The sequence below is a fragment of the Pelotalea chapellei genome (assembly GCF_018531195.1).
Classification (GTDB): Bacteria; Desulfobacterota; Desulfuromonadia; order Geobacterales; family Pseudopelobacteraceae; genus Pelotalea; species Pelotalea chapellei.
In genome coordinates this window covers 61,612-81,919 of record NZ_JAHDYS010000002.1, presented here as the reverse complement: position 1 = coordinate 81,919, position 20,308 = coordinate 61,612, and the positions used below count along the sequence as shown (strand labels likewise).

The 20,308-nt window shown below is 53.5% G+C and carries 20 protein-coding genes and 1 pseudogene; 8 read left to right on the top strand and 13 right to left on the bottom strand.

What is annotated here, in order from left to right:
• The first annotated feature begins 24 nt into the window (after window positions 1-24).
• The 6 genes from KJB30_RS02270 (at window position 25) to greB (ending at window position 6,805) form a co-directional block, all read left to right on the top strand.
• Window positions 25-684 carry an acetyltransferase gene (locus KJB30_RS02270; RefSeq protein ID WP_214296319.1) on the top strand — a complete coding sequence of 220 codons (660 nt, stop codon included), beginning with the start codon at window positions 25-27 and terminating at the stop codon, window positions 682-684.
• Entirely contained in the window at window positions 681-1,886 is a 1,206-nt protein-coding gene (locus KJB30_RS02265; RefSeq protein ID WP_246545441.1) for a DegT/DnrJ/EryC1/StrS family aminotransferase, read from the top strand. Before KJB30_RS02270 ends, KJB30_RS02265 begins: the two co-directional genes overlap by 4 nt.
• A gap of 138 nt (window positions 1,887-2,024) precedes the next feature.
• Entirely contained in the window at window positions 2,025-3,962 is a 1,938-nt protein-coding gene (locus tag KJB30_RS02260; protein WP_246545440.1) for a polysaccharide biosynthesis protein, read from the top strand.
• A 134-nt stretch (window positions 3,963-4,096) separates the two neighbouring features.
• On the top strand, window positions 4,097-5,740 hold the full coding sequence (locus tag KJB30_RS02255; RefSeq protein WP_214296318.1) for a capsule assembly Wzi family protein: 1,644 nt from the start codon (window positions 4,097-4,099) through the stop codon (window positions 5,738-5,740).
• 180 nt (window positions 5,741-5,920) lie between these two features.
• A complete protein-coding gene (locus KJB30_RS02250; RefSeq protein ID WP_214296317.1) occupies window positions 5,921-6,154 on the top strand; it encodes a hypothetical protein in 234 nt (77 codons plus the stop codon).
• Between the two features lie 174 nt (window positions 6,155-6,328).
• A complete protein-coding gene (gene greB, locus KJB30_RS02245) occupies window positions 6,329-6,805 on the top strand; it encodes a transcription elongation factor GreB (RefSeq protein WP_214296316.1) in 477 nt (158 codons plus the stop codon).
• Window positions 6,806-6,919: 114 nt separating this feature from the next.
• On the opposite strand, the gene KJB30_RS02240 is transcribed toward greB, so the two are convergent.
• From KJB30_RS02240 to KJB30_RS02200, 9 genes and pseudogenes are all read right to left on the bottom strand, one after another.
• Window positions 6,920-9,415, bottom strand: a complete 2,496-nt coding sequence (locus KJB30_RS02240) for a glycogen/starch/alpha-glucan phosphorylase (protein ID WP_214296315.1) — start codon at window positions 9,413-9,415, stop codon at window positions 6,920-6,922.
• Window positions 9,416-9,511: 96 nt separating this feature from the next.
• Window positions 9,512-9,949: a hypothetical protein gene (locus KJB30_RS02235; protein WP_214296314.1), complete on the bottom strand. Its 438-nt coding sequence runs from the start codon at window positions 9,947-9,949 to the stop codon at window positions 9,512-9,514.
• Window positions 9,946-10,263, bottom strand: a pseudogene (locus tag KJB30_RS02230) (peptide chain release factor-like protein); the annotation flags it as partial. The pseudogene KJB30_RS02230 and the gene KJB30_RS02235, both read right to left, overlap by 4 nt.
• Before the next feature lie 158 nt (window positions 10,264-10,421).
• Window positions 10,422-12,056 (bottom strand): thiol reductant ABC exporter subunit CydC, encoded by a 1,635-nt coding sequence (cydC, locus tag KJB30_RS02225; protein WP_214296312.1) that lies wholly within the window; start codon window positions 12,054-12,056, stop codon window positions 10,422-10,424.
• A complete protein-coding gene (gene cydD, locus KJB30_RS02220; protein ID WP_367618910.1) occupies window positions 12,053-13,801 on the bottom strand; it encodes a thiol reductant ABC exporter subunit CydD in 1,749 nt (582 codons plus the stop codon). Before cydD ends, cydC begins: the two co-directional genes overlap by 4 nt.
• An 8-nt stretch (window positions 13,802-13,809) precedes the next feature.
• Window positions 13,810-13,980, bottom strand: a complete 171-nt coding sequence (locus KJB30_RS02215) for a hypothetical protein (RefSeq protein WP_214296310.1) — start codon at window positions 13,978-13,980, stop codon at window positions 13,810-13,812.
• A 3-nt stretch (window positions 13,981-13,983) separates the two neighbouring features.
• Entirely contained in the window at window positions 13,984-14,442 is a 459-nt protein-coding gene (locus KJB30_RS02210; protein ID WP_214296309.1) for a YaiI/YqxD family protein, read from the bottom strand.
• Window positions 14,443-14,444: 2 nt separating this feature from the next.
• Entirely contained in the window at window positions 14,445-15,653 is a 1,209-nt protein-coding gene (locus KJB30_RS02205) for a class I SAM-dependent rRNA methyltransferase (protein WP_214296308.1), read from the bottom strand.
• Window positions 15,654-15,809: 156 nt separating this feature from the next.
• Complete coding sequence (locus KJB30_RS02200; protein WP_214296307.1) at window positions 15,810-16,004, bottom strand: hypothetical protein; 195 nt, start codon at window positions 16,002-16,004, stop codon at window positions 15,810-15,812.
• 164 nt (window positions 16,005-16,168) lie between these two features.
• On the opposite strand from KJB30_RS02200, the gene KJB30_RS02195 reads away from it, so the two are divergent.
• Together KJB30_RS02195 and KJB30_RS02190 are read left to right on the top strand one after the other, a co-directional pair.
• A complete protein-coding gene (locus KJB30_RS02195; RefSeq protein WP_214296306.1) occupies window positions 16,169-16,387 on the top strand; it encodes a dodecin in 219 nt (72 codons plus the stop codon).
• A gap of 29 nt (window positions 16,388-16,416) precedes the next feature.
• A complete protein-coding gene (locus tag KJB30_RS02190; protein ID WP_214296305.1) occupies window positions 16,417-16,824 on the top strand; it encodes a DUF4124 domain-containing protein in 408 nt (135 codons plus the stop codon).
• A 138-nt stretch (window positions 16,825-16,962) separates the two neighbouring features.
• On the opposite strand, the gene KJB30_RS02185 is transcribed toward KJB30_RS02190, so the two are convergent.
• The 4 genes from KJB30_RS02185 to KJB30_RS02170 form a co-directional block, all read right to left on the bottom strand.
• On the bottom strand, window positions 16,963-17,817 hold the full coding sequence (locus KJB30_RS02185) for a GGDEF domain-containing protein (RefSeq protein WP_214296304.1): 855 nt from the start codon (window positions 17,815-17,817) through the stop codon (window positions 16,963-16,965).
• 139 nt (window positions 17,818-17,956) lie between these two features.
• The gene (locus tag KJB30_RS02180; protein ID WP_214296303.1) at window positions 17,957-18,496 is read right to left on the bottom strand and encodes a DUF2284 domain-containing protein; all 540 of its coding nucleotides are present in this window, start codon (window positions 18,494-18,496) and stop codon (window positions 17,957-17,959) included.
• Between the two features lie 63 nt (window positions 18,497-18,559).
• Window positions 18,560-19,357 (bottom strand): ABC transporter ATP-binding protein, encoded by a 798-nt coding sequence (locus KJB30_RS02175; protein ID WP_214296302.1) that lies wholly within the window; start codon window positions 19,355-19,357, stop codon window positions 18,560-18,562.
• Window positions 19,354-20,259, bottom strand: a complete 906-nt coding sequence (locus KJB30_RS02170) for an ABC transporter permease (protein WP_214296301.1) — start codon at window positions 20,257-20,259, stop codon at window positions 19,354-19,356. The genes KJB30_RS02175 and KJB30_RS02170 overlap by 4 nt, the downstream gene beginning before the upstream one ends.
• Window positions 20,260-20,308: the final 49 nt, after the last annotated feature.

The window sequence follows — 20,308 nt, the reverse complement described above, 5'->3', positions numbered from 1 at the left end:
TTTTTATAGCAGGTGGAACACTCCATGACTAAGCGGACCGAACGAGAAAGGATCTTTGTCTTTGGTGCCAGTGGCCATGCCAAGGTAGTTATAGATATCCTCGAGAGGCAAGGTTTATACGAGATAGCATTTCTGGTTGATGATGACCCAAGCCTGAAGGGCACAAGGTTCTATGGTCATGATATTGTCGGCGGAAAGCAGGAACTACTTAATATTAAGGATCAAATATGTGGTGGTATCGTTGCCATTGGTAATAATAAAGCACGTATTTCTGTGGCAAAATGGTTAACTGATAACCAAATCGATCTCGTATCAGCTATTCACCCATCGGTACAACTTGGTCGTGGAGTCACTGTTGCTGCTGGGACCGTAATCATGGCCGGCGCAATTATAAATTCTGACAGTCGGGTCGGCCGAAATTCTATTGTGAATACTAAAGCCAGTATTGATCACGACTGTACAATCGGTGATGGAGTACATGTCGCCCCTGGAGCTACACTGTGTGGCACGGTTAGTATAGGTGATGGCACGTTTGTCTGCGCAGGAGTAACGATCATCCCCAATCTGACAATCGGACGTAATGCTCTTGTTGGGGCGGGATCTACAGTGATACACGATGTATATGACCGCGAATTGGTAGTCGGAAGCCCGGCAAGACGTATCAAAGCACTGGAGGAACCTTGAGCCAGAGATTAGCAATAGATAGTGGCACACCGCTGCGAGAAGAACCCTTTCCGTCATGGCCTTTTTTTGATAATGACGAAATTGAGGCCGCCATTGCTCCGCTGCATACCGGCAAAGTCAATTACTGGACGGGAATCGAGGGACGCGAGTTCGAACGGGAGTTTGCTTCTTTCACGGGCTGCCGACACGCCATCGCCTTGGCCAACGGTACTGTTGCGTTAGAACTTGCATTATATGCTCTTGGCATTGGCCATGGTGACGAAGTTATTGTCACACCACGCACCTTCATTGCTTCTGCCAGTAGTTGTGTGATGCGCGGGGCTATTCCTGTTGTAGTGGACGTTGATCCTGTTACCCAGAATATAACAATTGATACAATCCGTCCTCGAATCACCCCGCAAACCAAAGCTATAATATGTGTTCATTTGGCTGGGTGGCCGTGTGACATGGATTCGATCAATGACCTTGCCCGGGAGCATGGACTAAAGGTAATTGAGGATTGTGCACAAGCACACGGTGCTACCTATAAGGGAAGGCCGGTCGGTTCGTTGGGAGACGTGGCAGCTTTCTCGTTCTGTCAGGACAAGATCATGACCACCGGCGGCGAAGGAGGGATGCTGACTACTAATGACGAAGAATTATGGCGCAAGGCTTGGGAATATAAGGACCATGGCAAGAGTTATGATGCTGTGTACAACCGCCAGCATCCACCCGGGTTTCGCTGGTTGCATGAGTCTTTTGGTACAAACTGGAGACTTACCGAGATGCAATCGGCCATTGGCAGGGTACAGCTTCGAAAGCTGCCAAGATGGATCGAGAGGCGCCAGATCAACAGTTCAATTCTCACACACTGCTTCAATAGCATCCCGGCCCTACGCGTAATGCAACCCCCAGCTGAAATCGGACATGCTTATTATAAATACTATACTTGTGTGCGACCTGAAGTGCTTAAAGATGGATGGGATAGAGACCGTGTCATGAATGCAATCGTTGCAGAAGGAGTTCCTTGTTACAGCGGAAGCTGCAGTGAAATCTATTTGGAAAAAGCTTTTTGCGGTCTGCAACCAGACAAGCGTTTGCCGGTTGCACAGGAATTGGGCGAGACAAGTCTTATGTTTTTGGTCCATCCAACGCTTTCTGAAATGGATATGCAGGATATTTGTAAAGCAATGAAAAAGGTTATGCATGCAGCCGCTTATTAAGGTTGGGTTCTAGAAACCTGCGTAGTGCGGTATTGCTTTGATTTCATTGACCTCAATTGCTGATTTTAATTTGCATCTTGGATGAAAATTCTATAAGATCCGGCAACCAAATCCCTTCCAGGCAAGGTTGTGCCGACCATGAAGAACATATTTACCAAGCGTCGCTTGATCGTTTTTTTAAGCGATATGCTGCTCATCACCTTCTCCCTCTGTCTTGCTTTTCTGCTGCGCTTTGATTTTACTATCCCACCTCAGCAACTTGACCTGTTCTGGGAATGTTTAGTCGTTGTGATGCTGGTGAAGCCTCTGGTTTTCCTGGTGACAGGTTTTTACAACAGCCTCTGGCGTTATGCATCGGTTCAGGACGCTTTGGAAATTTTCAAGGCAGTTACCCTCTCCTCCATTCTGTCTGTATCCGCTATTTTATTCCTGCGACAGTTCACTCCAATTCCTCGCTCCGTTTTTTTGCTGGACTGGTTTTTGCTCGCTGCACTTTTGTCTGCAAGTCGCCTGGTGTGGCGTGTATATCGGGAGATTTATGTGACTGGACATCGTGGCGAGGGACCGGCTACTCTGATTGTTGGAGCCGGTGAAGCGGGTAGTCTGTTGCTCAAGGAGATCAGGCGCCAATCCCGTGCGGATTACAATGTTCTCGGTTTCGTAGATGATGATCCTGAAAAAAAAGGCATGAAGCTGCACGGAATCCGAGTCTTGGGTACAACCAAGCAGCTTAAATCGCTGATTGTTGCGAATGAAATCGAAGAGGTAGTTATTGCCATGCCTTCTGCCGATGGCCAAACAATTCGCAGCATTATCGACAACTGCAAGAATGCCAATGTGACCTTCAAGACATTGCCGAGCATCGGGGAACTGATTAACGGCAAGCTGACAATTTCCCAGATCAAGAATGTAGAAATCGAGGACCTGTTGGGACGGGATCCGGTGGTGCTGGACCGTGAACTGATCGGCGGGTACCTGACAGGCAAGCGAGTCCTGATTACCGGAGCCGGAGGAAGTATCGGCAGCGAAATCTGTCGTCAGGTAGCAAAGTTCAAACCAGAGAAACTGATCCTGCTGGAACAGGCAGAAACAGCATTGTATGAGATTGAGAAGGAGTTGGTGGCACGATTTCCGGAGTTGCGCATCCTGCCTCTGATGGCTGATGTGCGGGACCGGGAAAAAGTTTTTGCCGCATTTGATGCATTTGTTCCTGAAGTGGTGTTTCATGCCGCAGCTTACAAGCATGTACCGATGATGGAATACAATCCGTCCCAGGCAGTGTTGAACAATATCTTCGGCTCTCGCAATGTGGCCGATGCTGCCCATGCTTGCAAGATTCGCAACATGGTGATGATTTCCACAGATAAGGCGGTCAACCCTACCAATGTGATGGGTGCGTCAAAGAGGGCAGCCGAAATTTACATTCAGGCCCTTTCTCGCTTAAGCGGTACGAAATTCACAACCGTTCGTTTCGGAAATGTTTTGGGCAGCAATGGCAGTGTCATTCCTCTGTTCAAGGATCAGATCGCCAAAGGCGGTCCGGTCACGGTGACCGACAAACGCATCATCCGCTATTTCATGACCATTCCCGAGGCAACGCAGCTGGTACTGCAGGCCGGCAGTATGAGCAGCGGCAGCGAGATACTTGTGCTTGATATGGGTGACCCTGTGCGTATTGTCGATCTGGCCGAGGAGTTGATTAGGCTCTCCGGCCTGGTCCCCTATGAAGATATCGATATTGTAGTAACTGGTTTGCGGCCGGGTGAAAAATTGTTCGAAGAATTATTGATAGATGGTGAGGGCATTCTGCCTACCGCCCATGACAAAATTAAAGTTCTGGCACCGGTGCATATCGAATTGGAACCTGTGAAGGCGGTTCTGGAAAAGCTGTATGATGCTGCCAGGACCGACCGAATCGATGATCTGATGGAGTTGCTGAAGTGCCTGGTGCCTGAATTTAAACCCGCATACAGTTTCACTGGTGAAGCGCCTGCTACTTTCCAGAGAGTGCGTCCGGACCTGTTCCCGCCTGTAGTAGTAAGTGAAACGGCCAAAATCCTGCCTATCAGAAAATAATACTTGCCATAGTCGTGGCAATCTTCCTATTGTTTTTCTCCTCCCATTAGAAATTGGCGTACAGATATCTCCTTCCTTCTGGTAGAACGGAGGAAAAGGGATATTCAAATTATTAAAAGTCTGGAGCGTTTCAGATGGCTGTTGTTCGTATCCTGTCATACCTGCTGTTTATCTTTTTTGCGGGGTTGTCATCTGCATCGGCAGCGGTTCTCTCTTCGACAAATATTCCTCTGGACAGCCCGGTTTACAGCTATCTGGAAAAGCTTGCCGGCTTTGGACTGATCACTAGCGATATCAAAGGGATCAAACCTTTCAGTAAGGCTGAGGCGGCCCGACTGCTGCTGGAGGCTGAACAGCGTCTTGGTGGTACTGAGGATATCTTTGCTCGACAACTGGTGACGCGCATCCGCGAGCTTATGCCGAGGGAGGTGGCACTGCGGCAGTTTCCTGATAAAAAAGTTCCTTTCTTTGATTACAATCCCATATCTTCCCTGCGCCTCCGCTATGTTTACCTGGATGGTGCGCCGCGCAACTATGAACGACCGGTTCATGACCCGGGGAATGATGGAGTGTTTGGGATCGGATCCGGTTTGCGCCCAAAAAATCCCTACCCTTCCCCAGTTCTACAGCGGGGCAGCGAAGGGGCCCCATTGTCAGAAAACAACAATGGTGCCGTATATCGTGATGGTCACAATGGTGAGCTTCGCTGGGCCGTAGAGGGATATGTCAGCGACAAAGCTTCAGGACTTCTGGAGCCGGTGATCCAGTATAGTAGGACCGACTCAGATGTTTCTCTTAAACTCAACCGCGGCTACCTCAAGCTGGGTGGTAAATGGCTGGAGCTTGAGGGCGGCAAGGATGAAAACTGGCTGGGGCTTGGATATCGAGGTTCAATTACTCTTGGCAATAATGCAGAAAATTTCAATTCGATCAAGATTTCCAGCCCTGAGCCGTTCACTGTTCCTTATGTCGGAGCAGTTAAATATGCACTGATCGGTTCCCGTTTTGAGAATACCATTACCGACGGCGTTGAGCGCCAGCCCTGGTTTTATGCGCTGAAGCTTTCCGTTAAACCAATCGACAATGTGGAAATTGGTTTTAATCTTGGTCGCCAAGTGGGTGGGCCGGGAGTAAAGAATGGTATTGGCGATACGTTACGCGGCCTGATTGGCGGCACCAGTTCAGATAATTCGAATGGCTTGGCTGGATTCGAGGCGCGCTACCGTATTCCCTGGCTGGCAAACACTGAATTGTATGGTGAGTTTTCCGGTGAAGATACGGCCAGTTTCTGGCCTATTGTGGAAAGTTACCTGGCAGGTTTTTACATTCCGCGGCTTACTGCCGATGGTCGCAACGACTTACGTTTTGAGTTTTTCCAGGGTAATCAGATCCTCTATACCAACGGAACATTTCCTGAAGGTTACCTTTACAAAAACCTGCCCATCGGCCATTCCCAAGGTGGGGCGACCCAGGACTTTTTTACACGATACAGCCATTGGTTCGATACGCGCAATAATCTGGCACTGGAGTACATCTATACGACTCGCGGGATGGTCGGTCGTGTGCGAGTTAACAGCTCCGGCCAATATGATCCCAATGGTGTTATGCAGTCAGTTGAACGCAAGCATGCCGGACGTGCTGTCTGGTCATTGCCGTTCTATGGCGACTCTGATGCCAAATTCGTATATGGCGTTGAGAAGATTGATAACTTTAACTTGGAGAGTGGCGCAGAGCGAACTAATCAGCTGTTTATGGTCGAACTTCGCTACAGGTATTGACATAGACATTTTTTATGCCTCATTTGAGGTGCTTGATGTTTGTTATAGGGTTGCCCTGCAAGTACAGAAAAAATAGCCTTCCAGTAATTGTCTTATAAATAAACAACTTAAATTTATTTACGGTGTTGGCACATCAAGTGCAATAACCAGATCAAACACATTCCATAGGAGGTAGTACCCATGAAAAAAGTTCTCTCCACAATCGTTGCCGCTCTCGTTGCTGTTTCTTTCTCCGCAGTTGTTTTCGCTGCTGATGCTGCTAAGCCTGCTGCTGAGCCTGCTGCTCCTGCTGCTGACGTGAAAAAAGAAGAGAAAAAACCTGCAAAGAAAGCTAAAAAAGCAAAGAAAGCTAAAAAAGAAGTGAAGAAAGAAGAAGCTCCTGCTGCTGCTCCTGCTGCTCCTGCTGCAAAGTAATTCTTTTTTCGCCAGTTGTACAAAAAGCCGCATCGTAAGATGCGGCTTTTTTGCGTTTCTGCGGCTTGTTTTTTTTTATACTCTTGCCGAGATTGTGCAATAGTTTCACAGTAATGATCACAAATATCTTGAGTGGCTGCGGGTTCATCATGCAGCCAGAAAAGCGGTGAATGTATGACCAATCTGATTACAGCTGCAGGAATGAAAAAACTTGAGGATGAGTATCATTATTTATGGCGCGTGGAGAGGCCCAAGGTGGTACAGGGCGTATCGGACGCTGCTGCGGAAGGTGACCGTTCTGAAAATGCAGAGTACATTTACGGCAAAAAACGCCTGCGGGAGATTGATCGTAAACTGAAGCATCTGGGAGCCCGGCTCAAGGTACTCAAGATTGCCAGCACTCCGGTCAGTCCCAAGTCCGTTACCTTTGGATGTTGGGTGACCTATGAGGATGACGATGGGAATGAACGCTGCTATCAGTTGGTGGGACCCGATGAGATCGATGTTGCAATAGGGCGTATCAGCATAGATTCGCCGGTGGGACAGGCTCTACTTGGGCGAAAGCTGGATGATGAAGTAACTCTTCGTCGCCCTAATGGTGATCTTGTTGTGTATATAACAGACATAAGTGCAACAAAACCGAAACCATAGACATTTTCATTCGGTTCAAAGAGCAGTTAATCCATATGATGCCGAATAACAAAGGCGCGACAGATCAGGATCTGCCGCGCCTTTTACGTTGAAAGTCAAGAAAGCGGCAACACTTTACCTAGCGACCGGTATCTGTTCCAAGCGCCAGATGTCGTTATTGTAATCCTCAATGGTCCTGTCTGTTGAAAACTTGCCGCTGTGGGCGGTGTTGATTATGCTCATGCGGGTCCAGCGTTCCCGGTCACGATACGTATCTGCAACGCGCTGCTGTGCATCGATAAAACTACGGAAATCAGCTGCCACCATCCAGGGGTCATGGGGACTGGTGATGGCATTTATGATGGGGTCGAAGAGGCCTGGTTCGAACATGCTGAAGTGACCGCGCAGAAGCTGCATGACCCGCTTCAGATCGGCATCAGCATCGATAATGGCAGCGGGATCATAAATGGGTCGCATAGCTTCCACCTCATCGGCTGTGAGGCCGAACATGAAGAAATTGTCGTCGCCGACTTCCTCCAGAATTTCTATATTGGCGCCATCAAGTGTGCCGATGGTCAGGGCGCCGTTCATCATGAACTTCATGTTGCCGGTGCCGGAAGCTTCCTTTCCGGCGGTGGAAATCTGTTCGGACAGGTCGGTGCCGGGACAGATGATTTCCATGGCAGTGACACGGTAATTAGGCAGAAAGGCGACTTTGAGCATGTCTCCCACCTGTGGATCTGAGTTGATCACCTGGCCTACATTGTTGATCAGCTTGATGATCAGTTTCGCCATGTAGTAACCAGGGGCAGCCTTGCCTCCGATCAAGACGCAGCGGTTGGTCCATCCCGTGGTCTCTCCGCGTTTGATGCGGCTGTAGAGATGAATGACATGCAGGATATTGAGCAGTTGGCGCTTGTACTCGTGAATACGCTTTACCTGAACATCGAAAATTGATTCAGGGTTGAATGTGATCCCGCATTCCTGGGACACCATGTCAGCAAGGCGCTGCTTGTTGGCCTGTTTTACTGCATGCCAGCGTTCACGAAACCCTGCATCATCGGCATGGGGGGCAATACGGCGGATCTGCTGCAAATCAGCCACCCAACCGTCGCCGATGGTGTCACTGATCAGCGCACTCATCGGCTCGTTACACCAGGCTATCCAGCGACGTGGGGTGACCCCGTTGGTCTTGTTGTTGAACTTGTGGGGCCAGAGCTCATAAAAGTCTTTGAACAGTCCCTGAACCAGCAGCTGTGAGTGCAGTTCGGCAACGCCGTTGACAGAAAAGCTGCCTACGATGGCAAGATAGGCCATGCGCACCTGGGGATTGGGGCCCTCCTCGATCAGGGACATGCGCGCGAGACGATTGCCATCGTCTGGCCAGCGGTTGGAGACCACCGCCAGGAAGCGTGCATTGATCTCAAGAATGATGTCCAGGATTCGCGGAAGTAGCTGTCTGAAAAGCTGCATCGGCCACTTTTCCAGCGCTTCCGGCAGCAGTGTGTGATTGGTGTAGGCCATGGTACGGGAGGTGATATCCCAGGCCTGGTCCCATCCCATCCCCTGCTCGTCCATCAACAGGCGCATCAGCTCGGGCACCGCACAGCTGGGGTGGGTGTCGTTCAGCTGGAAACAATTCTTTTCGGCAAAGGTAGAAAAATCTCCCTTGTGGAGCACGTTCCAGCGGGCAATGATGTCCTGCAGGCTGGCTGAGGCGAGGAAGTACTGCTGCCGCAGGCGCAACTCCTTGCCATTTTCACTTGCATCATTGGGATACAGAACCATGGTGATGTTTTCCGCGGCATTCTTGGCCGCCACTGATTCGGCATAACTGCCGGCGTTGAACTCGCCAAGATCGAATTCATCGGTAGCAGCGGCCTTCCAGAGGCGTAGAGTATTTACCGTGCCGTTGCGATACCCCGGAATCGGGATGTCGTAGGGAACTGCCAGCACATTGTTGGCCTCAACCCAGCGGCTGGCAAAATTCCCGTCATTTGTGCGGTAGAACTCGGTGCGGCCGCCATAGCTGACACGCTGGGTATATTCCGGTCGGGCAACTTCCCACGGGTTGCCGTCACGCAACCAGCGGTCCGGCTCTTCCACCTGCTGCCCATTGACGATGCGCTGGCGGAACATGCCGTATTCATAGCGGATGCCATAGCCCATCACCGGCAGTTGCAGAGTGGCGCAACTGTCAAGGAAACAGGCTGCCAGTCGCCCAAGCCCTCCGTTGCCTAATCCTGCATCGATTTCAGCACTCACCAGATCTTCCATTTTAATGCCCAGATCGAACAGCGCCTGAGATGTTTCGTCCGTAATTCCCAGGTTCAGCATGGCATTGCCCAGCGCGCGCCCCATGAGGAATTCCAGCGACAGGTAGTAGCCATGTCTGCAATCCGAGTCGATGTAAGCATACCGCGTGTTTTTCCAGCGTTCCATAAGGCGGTCGCGTACGGTGAGGGCAAGAGCGGCGTAGTGGTAGTGGATCGAGCGGCAATATTTATCACGCCCCAGATTGTGGGTATAGTAGTGGCGGAAGTCTTCTGACAGACTCGGTACATCCAACGGCAACGGGGGGAGTTCAGTAAGCCCGGGACTATAAACCTGCTGGTTGTCTTTTGGTGTCATGTGATTCCTTTTCTATTTTTTCAGGTGATTTTTGAGTGCTGTTGAGTCGTCTGTCTATATACCACAAATCTCGGAATTCGGTGATTGTTCTCAGAACTAATCCAGCTGTATCAGCCACACGCCGGGTGTAATGCCATGGTTCCATGCAAGGCAGAGCCGCCGGTAGCCTGAGAACAGCAGCGCCTCCTGGCCGCACTGCAGAACAATCGGGGCAGGCAGGACAAGGTGTCCCTCACGTTCAAGGTCTTTTTCCATTCTGGTATAGCCGAGACGATAGCCGCGTTTGGCTGAAACAACATACCGCAGATAATCATCGTAAAGGTGGTAGGAGAGAGAAACCCGGATTCCATTAATGCTGTCCGAACGCGGATACGGTTCCAGCCGACCCTCTTCAGAAGCAGAGAGGATCTGCGTCCAGCTTATGTTGTGGGCATGGTAGAAACCCTGCTTGGCGGGATGCTTGGAAAACTCCCACTGTTCCTCGTCCGGATCCGGCCTGGTCCAGGTGATGGCAAGAGTAGAAGACGATTTCATTCAGTAACCGACCGCTGTTTTTTACGCTGGGAAACAATTTTTTTTTCAGTCAGGCGTTTCTCTTTAGCCTTGCGGGGCACCTTTGTTGCGATGCGTTTTTTCTGTTTCCGCTCACGACGTTCCAGAGCCTCTTTCAGACGTTCCATCGCCTTCTCGCGATTCTGAAGCTGGGAGCGGCTTTCGGAGGCCTGGGCAACGATCCCGGTCGGAAGATGCCTGATTCGCACGGCTGAATCGGTGGTATTGCGATGCTGGCCGCCAGGCCCGGAGGCGCGGTAGAATTCAATCTTTATGTCAGTTTCAAGTATCTCGATCATATGCATACCAAACTAAACCATCCAAAGGCGTTGATCACACAAAGCCACGAAGCCACCAAGAAGAAAAAATACTTTCAAAATAAACCTGTCTCTGGGGCCATAACCTGCTTTGTGTCTTTGTGCCTTCGTGTGAGAGATAAGATTCTGTAATATTATCAAAAATATACCACTCGCTCCGCCAGCGCCAGGCATGCCGGGCGATGGGTTGCCAGCAGCACTGTTTTTCCCTTCAGCCGTTCCTTCAGCCGGATGACAACTTCCTTTTCTGTCACGCTATCCAGCCCTTCCGTCGGTTCATCCAGCAACATGATCGGTGCGTCCTTGAGCAGGGCGCGGGCCAGGGCGATGCGTCTCGCCTCTCCGCCTGAAACGGCGCTACCCTCTTCACCAACCAGGGTGTCGAGTCCATGGGGGAGTCGGGCGATCCAGCCGGCCAGCCCGGCATCAGCAACCGCTTGAAGCAGTTCATCTTCCAGTGCCTCGGGTCTGGCCAGCAGAATATTTTCACGGATGCTGCTGTTGAACAGATGCGGGCGCTGAGGGAGGGCCGAGACCAGACTCCGCAGATCATCACCGCTCATGGTGCGGATGTCGGTTCCCCCCACGGTTACTATGCCGCCATGCTCGCGAAATCGCAACAGAATCTCCATAACCGTGCTCTTGCCGCTGCCGCTGGGACCGACAAGGGCAGTGCAGGATCCCGAGGGTAGCTCCAGATCGAAGTCCTTCAGCGCCATGGCCCCGGGATTATAGCTGCAGGTGACATGCTGGAATGTAATGCCATGCAAGCCGGGTGTTTTACCGGGAACTTCGGGCTCCAGGACCGGAGGTGGAGCATCGGCAAGTACCCTGATGCGTCGGACCGCTTCCCGGGCTGCCGGGAACTGCTGAAGCGCGGCAGGCAGGAGAGCAGCCGCCTCAAAGAGTGCAGCCGAGAAAAGCAGCATCATCACAAGCAGAGGAGGGTCTATTTCAGCGGATGCGACCTCCTGACCGGCACAGATCAGTACAGCGGCAAGGGCTAGACCGCTGCAGGCAACGCTGCCTGCTGCCGAGAAGCCGCTTGCCCTTGAAAGAAGCCGCTGCTCTCTAATCAGCCGGTCGGAAAGCTGATTGACCTCCTGAGCCTGGCGCTCCATTGCTCCCAGCAGAATCAGCTCTTCCATTCCCTGCAGACCCTCGGTGACTTCCCTGCGCAGCTCAGCCGCCAACTCCACGGATTTTTCCCCCGGTCCGGCCGCCATGCGGTGGGTTGCAAGCGGCAGGGCCACGCCTGCAGTGGCCAGGAAGACCAGCAGGATGAGGGCGGTAGTCATGCTCCAGCAGGCAATGAAGGCCACGCCAAGCAGAATGGTGAAACAGCCGGCTGCCAGTGGTGCCAGGATGCGCAGATAGACGACCTCAACCGCATCCACGTCAGCCCGCAGACGGCCTGCTACATCGCCGCCGGCATAGCGTTCCAGAACGGCCGGGGCCAACGGTTCCAGGCGACGGAACAGCCATACCCGCAGGTCTGCCACTACCCGCAGGGCAGCTTCATGGGTCACCAGTCGTTCCGCATAGCGTCCCACCGTGCGCAGGATGGCTAGTCCGCGCAGGGCTGCCGAAGGCATGAAATAATTGAAGGTGATTCCGGCGCTGCCGGCGACGGCCATGGAGGCGATGAACCATCCTGACACAGCCATCAGAAGGCAATTGGCAGCAATCACCACTATTGAAAGCGCAATTCCGGCCGCCATCCAGGGCCACTGGCGCCGCGCGCCGGAGAGAATGCCGATCAGCTCTCTCATACTGCACCTGCCAGGGGGATCACATACTCATCCGGGGACACAACCTGTTCCAGGCGGCCGTTGGCCAGTACTGCCACCCGCTCGGCCCGGGCCAGAGTCTCTTCACGGTGGCTGATAATCAGCAGCGTGCGTCCCACAGCCAGGCGTTCCAGAGCTTCTCCCATCAATCGTTCATTTTCCCGGTCGAGTCCTGCCGTCGGTTCGTCGAGCACCACCAGAGCAGGGTTGCGCAGAAAAGCCCGTGCCATTGCCAGTCGTCGCAACTCACCCCCGGAAAGCCCCGCTCCCCGGTCACCAAGTCCGGTATCCAGCCCTGCGGGTAACCTGCTGACAAACCCTGCCGCTGCCGCCTCTTCCAATGCAGAAGATATCTCTGATTCTGTAGCATCCGCCCTGCCGAGGAGCAGGTTGTCCCGGACCGAGCCGCGGAAGAAGAAGGGTTGCTGGGGGACCCATGCCAGCTGGCCGCGCCATCCTTCCTGATCTAGCTCCTGCAGGTCTGTTCCATTGATGGTTATTCTTCCTGTCTGAGGCCGGATGAGTCCGACCAGCAGGCGGGCAAGGGTCGTTTTGCCACTGCCGCTCTCTCCGGCCAGGGCGGTAATGCTGCCGGCCGGTAATGCCAGATCGATTCCGTACACTCCCCCCCGCTCGCCATCGTGATGGAAGGAGACCTTTTCAAAGATAATGTCAGGTGCCCTTGCGTCGGATACTTCCGGTTTCCTGGCAGGTGGAACGGACTTCGTTCCTGCCGATTTTTCGTGGTCCGCAGGTTGGATCAGGAGCGGGGCTAATTTTTCGGCAGCGGCAGCCCCCTGCATGCGGGCATGGTAAGAGAGGCCGAGTGTGCGCAAGGGAAGATAAAACTCGGGGGCCAGCAGCAGGACGAACAGACCTTCTCCAAGACTGAGCTGCCCGTTCAGCAGCCGGAATCCTGTCACTACCGCCACGATCGCTGTGCCGATTGTTGCGAAGAACTCCAGGGTAAATGCCGAGAGGAAGGCAATTCGCAGAATCCCCATGGTACCTTCACGGTACTCCTTTGAAGCCCTTGCCAGAGCAGCAGCTTCGGCCCGCACGGCTCCGAATATTCTCAGGTCCGGCAAGCCCTGCAGTAGGTCCAGTAGGTGGCCGGCCATGCGCGACAGGCGTCCCCACTGGCGGCGGTGAAGGTGCTCGGATCCGCGACTGATCAGAATCATGAAGAGGGGAATGAAGGGGGCTGAGAAAAGCAGTACCAACCCCGAGCGCCACTCGTGAGGCAGGACAAAGAGCAGGGTGATCAGCGGCAGGAGGGCTGCCTGGGCGGCATGGGGCAGAAAACGGGTAATGTACGGTTCAAGTCCCTCGATGGCGCTGGTCATGGCTTCCACCAATGACCCGGTCGTCTCCGGGACTCCAGCCGGACCACGCTCCTGCAGTCTGCTGTAGAGCATGCGCCGTACGCGTTGTTTGACTTTGGCCGCCGCTGTGGCGGAGTGCCGCTCCATCTGCAGCACCAGCAGGCCGCGCAACAGGGCTGCGACAGCTGCCCCGCCTGCCATGGGCAGCACGGCGGAAAGCGCCATGCGGTCGATAACCAGCAATTGGCAGGCATTAGCCAGCAGCCAGGCCTGGAGCACAATCAGCATTCCATGTGCCACAGCGAGCAGCGCCATGATGACCAGCTCGCCCTGCACTTTGCCAGCCTCATGAAGCAGCCAGGCTTCGGGGCGTTGTCCGACCTGTGGACCTTTATCGTTCACAGGGACATTCACCATTCATGACGGAATTTGATCAAAAAATAGAGGCAGAGCACGCCTCCTGCAAACATCAGCAGGTCGCGCAGCCAGGGGATTGGCTGATCAAGCATGGCGTAGATGAGGGGGTCAAGGATGGCAGTGGTAATAAGACCGGTTGCGCCCCAGGTGAGCAGCTTCTTCATGGTTTACCGTTTCCCCTTCAACATGCGGGTCAACAGGGTGTCCAAAGAAGAGGCGAAGCGCTGGCGATCCGTTGATCCAAACTGGGCCGGTCCACCCTGGATCATCCCGGCTCCGCGCAATTCCTGCATCAGATCGCGCATGGATAGTCGCTCGCCGACATTTTCCTCGGTGTACAGTTCTCCCCGCGGGTCAAGTCCCACCGCTCCCTTGGCCACGATGCGCGCAGCCAGAGGAATGTCGGCTGTGATAACCACATCGCCCGGTACCGCCTGCTCGGCGATGTGATCATCAGCCACATCGAAGCCTTCCGCAACCACTACCGATGAGATCAGGCGGGAATGGTGTTTTTCCATGGGCACATTGGCCACCAGAATCACCGGCAGTTCCAGGCGCTCTGAGGCGCGAAAAACGATTTCCTTGATGACCCGGGGACAGGCGTCAGCATCGACCCAGATACGCATCGTCAATGGGCTCCTTTCACTGAAACCACATATTTAAGATAGCGGCCTTCCGGAAATGTCACCGGATAGGGGAAATCCTCCGGTTGGCTGCTGAGGGAGATGACCCGCAGTTCGCTGCCGGCCTTGAGGCTGGCGCGACGCAGTTCTTTCAGGTAATCGGCCAGGTCCAGTTTCTGATGATTTGAGGAGGTGATCAGCAGGCCCCCCTCCGGCAGCAGCGGCAGCGCTGCAGCAACGAGATCCGACGTTCCTCCGCGGGTGGTAAAGCGGCTTTTGGTGGTGGTGGAGAAGGAAGGGGGGTCCATGAGGATGATGTCATAGCGTTTACCCTGATTTGCCAGATCCGCCAGCACCGAAAGGCAATCACCAACGATGAACTCATGGCGTTTGGGATTGATCCGGTTGATGCCGAAGTTGTTTCGGGCCCATTCGGTGTAGGAGGGGGAGGCATCCACGCTGGTAACATGATGTGCGCCGGATGCTGCAGCGGCCACGGAAAACGCGCCGGTGTAGGAGAAGAGGTTCAGCACCCGTTTTTCCTGAACGCGGGCCATTAGTTCGCGCCGGTTTGCACGCTGGTCCAGAAACAGGCCGGTATTAAGGCCTTGTTCCATGCTCACCAGAAAATTCAGACCATTTTCCCGTACCTCCAGGCGTTCCGGAGCTGCTGTGCCGGTCAACAGCTTGCCGTAGCGCTTGCTCTCTCCGCTTGCCTCAAGCTCCCTGGTTTTCTGGGGACGGGTCTTTTCATAGATCCCTTTTGGTGCCAACAGTTCCTGCAATACCTGGGTAATCAACGGCAGGTGAGGCCGCCACCCGCCGCAGTAAAGCTGCACCATCAGGTAATCCCCATAGCGATCGACAGTCAGGCCGGGGATCCCGTCCCCCTCGGCATTCACCAGACGATAGGCGTTGGTGTCCCCCAGATCGGCATGCTGCCCGCGAAGATCAAACGCGGCTTTAAGGCGTTTCTTCAGCCAGGCCTGGTCCAGCTTGACCGGTTTTCGGGCCAGCACCCGCGCGACGATCCTGTCCTGGGGGTCCACAAGAGCGGTGGCCAGGAAGCGCCCCTTGTTATCGGTCAACGATACCACCTGGCCCAGCTTGCTCTGGGGCCACCGTTTGGTATGGCTGTCGCTGATGATCCAGGGATGTCCCAGTTCCAGCATCTGGACCGTTTCCGGCCCAACTATTCTTTGATCAGAGTGCATCTGAATCGGCTCCTTTTTTTTTAACAGGTTGTTGAAAAACAGCCATCTCGCCGCCGTCCTCGAAACCCGCCTTGTGCGACGTAGCGCTGCTACGTCTCCGCGGGGCTGTCTGCGGGTGCGACGATCTGACTATTTTTGAACAACCTGAGTAACAGATTAAACACGTTCATGCGCCTTGCGGCCATGTACCCGCTCGTACGCCCGGCAGAAAGGACAAATCTTGCTCTCGACGCTCTTTACCAGTGAAAAGACAAGCCCCTGCTGCGTGTGACGCCCATAGCGGCAGGCCGGGCAGTTTTCGCATATCCGGGCCAGATATATGTCCAGCGGCGATGCATCGGCAGGTTTCATAAAAGACTCCTGAGCGGCGGTTGTCAATTTCGTGAGAATAACGTTGATCTGTCTGTGAAACAAGTAAAAGCGATGAAATGGAGATGGCGGTGGAGTTGCGCCGTACCTGCCTTATGTTATCGTTTGTTTAAGGTTGTTCACATATCAGAGCAGAGGAGAGCTCCATGTACGGAAAGGACAGGATCTACAAGAAAGTTGAACTGATCGGTGTTTCCTCCAATGGTATCGAGGCGGCCATCGAGACAGCCATATCCAGGGCTGATACTTCACTGGACAAGCTTTCCTGGTTTGAAGTGCAAAATATTCGCGGACATATCGGAGAGGATGGCGGGATCAGCGAGTACCAGGTCGTGATCAAGGTCGCCTTCGAACTCAAAGAGTAACGGACTGTAGTTTCCATCGGAGGCGTGTCATGGGAAGAGCTTTGCTGGTTCCACTTCTGTTGATCTGCCATGCGGCAGCAGCCGGTGCTTTCACTTACCAGTGGACCAATGAAAAAGGGGTAACCGGTTTCACGGACAGCATCGACAAGGTTCCTTCAAAATATCGTGATCGGGTCAGAAGGCGGGAGGATATCACCATCCGCAATCCCCGGATTCAGCAGGAACTTAAGGAGCAGGAGCGCAGGCTGCGTCTGGAAGAACAGAGCGCACCGGGAGGACGTCTGCCGGATGAGATTCCTGCTCAAGCACCACGGTCCGTTCCGCAGCCCTCACTCGAGCAGCCGAAAAACGGGCAGCCTGCAGGGGAGACACTGCCTCCGGGACGCACCAAAAGCCAGCGTATCAGGGATAACATCGAGCGGCGCGGATTGGAGTAAAAGCAGTGACATTGCCAGGAAATCGGCTTTCTCCGCGCCTTGGCGTCTTAAGCAAAGCGAGCGAGAGATCAGTTGAAAGGCCTTTTTCACGCGAAGCCGCAAAGACGCTAAGAGAAACAATTTTTTTAAAAAGTGATACTAAGCTACAACGACCCTGTTTCGGCCGCTCTCCTTAGCCTGATACAGGGCCTTATCGGCGCGGGAGAGGGTTGCTTCTATCTGCTCTCCTTTCACCAGTTGAGTCACACCGACACTGATGGTGACCGGAATGGCCGGTTGAGCTGGAATGGCGAAAGGTTTGGCCTCCACCTCTCGACGTAGACGATCGGCCAATTCGTGAGCATCGGCAAGGGGGGTTTCCGGTGCAGCCACCAGGAATTCCTCTCCTCCATACCGGCAGACATAGTCATATTCCCGCAAATGTTCCTTCAGCATAGCCGACATTTCTTTCAACACCCGGTCTCCGGTGACATGACCATATCTGTCGTTGATCCGCTTGAAATAATCAATGTCGATAATCAGAATAGAAAAAGGTTTATCTACTCGATCCACGCGGCATATTTCAGTATGCATTCGGTTATACATCTCGCGGCGATTGAGTAGGCCGGTCAGAAAGTCGTGGCTGGCGATCTTGATCAACTCTTGCTCAGCTTTCTTGATTTTTGCACCAAGTATGGCTGTTATCCAGATAATGACAAGCGCCAGTCCGCGATTGAAAATGGACTTCCAAGGCGCTTCAGCGGGAGGTTTGAAGAGCAAAACGATAAGAACCAGCAGAGAGGTGATCAGGGCGGCAATCATGATCATACGTGTACCAGGGGACCAGATAGCCAACAGCACTACCACGATATATAGAGAGCCGATGGCTACTCCACGCGGAAAAATCAGATCAAGATAAAAGATAATTACTGTAAGTGCAGCGCACCCCAGATAGACTGCCGTAGCGGTGTAACCGACACTGTTTGCTATGGGAAAGGCATGTTTTTTGATCATGGGGATCCTGCTTTGGTGAGTTGAAAACAATTCTATCATACCCCGTTCATACCACCAGCCATAGTGATTAGGACTCAGGGAAGAATTGGAAAGAGGGGTGGTGCGGAGGGTGATGAGAGGTCGTGCTACGAGGGTAAATTTATTCGATAAGCAGGATGGCGTAGCGGTTCATTTCCTGCCCGTAATCATCCAGTACGTTGATTGGATAATCGTATTTGGTTACGGTGCTGAAAACATCCACTCCCATTGCTTCGGGACTGGGGCGGGCCATTTTTTTGTTGCGACAGTGGGAGCGGGTGTTGGCGCAATCGCGGCAGAGATTGCAGTTGTCCATTAACATCATGAAGGCCTGGGCATGGCCAGCCAGAAAAACGTTGCGTTCCAGCTCAATCAAGGCCCGGTTGACATTGCGCGACCAGTCATGGCGCTCTTCCGGATCGCTGAAGCTCTGGTTGAAACGAAAGACTGTTCCCAGGCGGTACTCTTTGAAAAAGGCACGGCAATCGGCAAGAGGGGGTGTGTTGGGGGGACAGGAGGCATTGCGACCATAGTTGTCGCAGCCGAACTGACACTTGAGGCGCACCCACTGGGCCACCACGATTTCGGTCGGATCGATCCAGCGAAAGTCGCCCATTCCCTGATCGTAAAAAACTTTCTGCAATACATTCTGGTCAGCCATGGAAGTTTCCTTGAAATAGTTGAGTCCATTAAGTCCACTTTGTCCACAAAGTCCATAACCAGACTAATCCTCGGCCAAAAGCGTGCGGTCGTTTTCAAAGGAAGTGTGGCGGATCTGGTGGAACTTGTCGATCAGTTTCTCCACCGTCAGGTTCCGCTTCTCCTCCCCCTGTACCTCATAAATGATCTCCCCCTTGTCCATCATCAGCAGGCGGTTGCCGAACTCGATGGCATGACTCATGTTGTGGGTGATCATCATGGAGGTCAGCTTGTACTCCTTGATGAATTTATCGGTCAGCTCCAGCACGATCTCGGCGTTTTTGGGGTCCAGGGCGGCGGTGTGCTCGTCCAGCAGGATCAGGTCCGGTTTGGACAGAACCATCATCAGCAGGGTCAGGGCCTGGCGCTGGCCGCCGGAGAACATGGCCAGGTTCTCCTTCATGCGGTTCTCCAGCCCCATGCGCAACTGGACCAGCTCTGTTTTGAAATAGTCGCGCATGCGGTTGTTCAGGCTGCGCCTGAGCCACTTGAAGCCCTTCTTGTAAGTGATCATCATGTTGTCTTCCAGGCTCATATTGGAAGCAGTGCCTAAAAGCGGATTCTGGAAGATCCTGCCGATGTACTTGGCCCGCTTGTACTCCGGTTCGCGGGTAATGTCACGCTGGTTGAGCTGGATGCTCCCCTGGGATGGGGTGATGGTACCGGCAATCAGGTTGAAGAGGGTGGATTTACCGGCCCCGTTGCTGCCGATGACGGTGATGAAGTCACCCTCGTTGATCTTGAGGTTGATGTTGCGGATGGCCAGGTTCTCGTTGACCGTGCCGGGATTGAAGAGCATGGAGACATCTTTGATCTGTATCATTTTGCCACCACCGAACCGGTCATTTTCTTAAGTTTCTTCGCCTGGGTAATCACCAGCAGCATGATGATCAGCACCCCCTTGATCAGGTTGAGGTCGTTGGGGGTCATCTTGATCACGTAGCCGTAATAACGTCCCAGGTACATGACTCCGTGGAAGAGGATCGAACCGCTGATGGCGCAGAAGGTCAACACGCCGATGCGGTTGCTCTTCATGATCAGGAATTCGCCGATCATGACCGAGGCCAGGCCGGAGATGATGATTCCCTGTCCCAATCCCACGTCGGCAAAACCGAGGTACTGGGCGGCAAAGGCGCCGGAAACGGCCACCAGTCCGTTGGACAGACCCACGCCGATGGTTTTCAGTGTCTTGGGATTGACCCCCTGGGAGATGACCATCTGCTCGTTATTGCCCATGGCTCCCAGGGTCATGCCCAGATCGGTGTGGAAGAACAGGTCCACCAGCACCTTGATGACCAGGGTCACGATCAGGAAAAAGACCAGCAGTACGTAGTCCTCCGGAATAATGCCGCTGAACAGTTCGGACACGCGGGAGAGGATGGTTTCCTGCTTGAGTACCGGCACATTGGCGCGGTTGCCCATAATGCGGATGTTGATGGAGTACAGCATGGTCATGGTCAGGATGCCGGCCAGCAGGTTGGGCACCCGCAGGTGGTTGTGGATCACCGCCGTAACCACCCCGGCCAGTACTCCTCCGATGAAGGCCAGCAGCAGCGCCAGCCAGATGTTATAGCCCAGCAGCAGGCACTGTACCATCACCGCCGCCCCCATGGGGAATGAACCGTCCACCGTAAGGTCAGGAAAATCGAGGACCCTGAAGGTGATGAATACCCCCAGGACCATGATGCCGTAAATCAGCCCTTCAACCAGAATGCCTTCGATCATAGCAACGCCACTTTAGTCCTTTTTTGAAATGCAAATCCCGTGATACCGG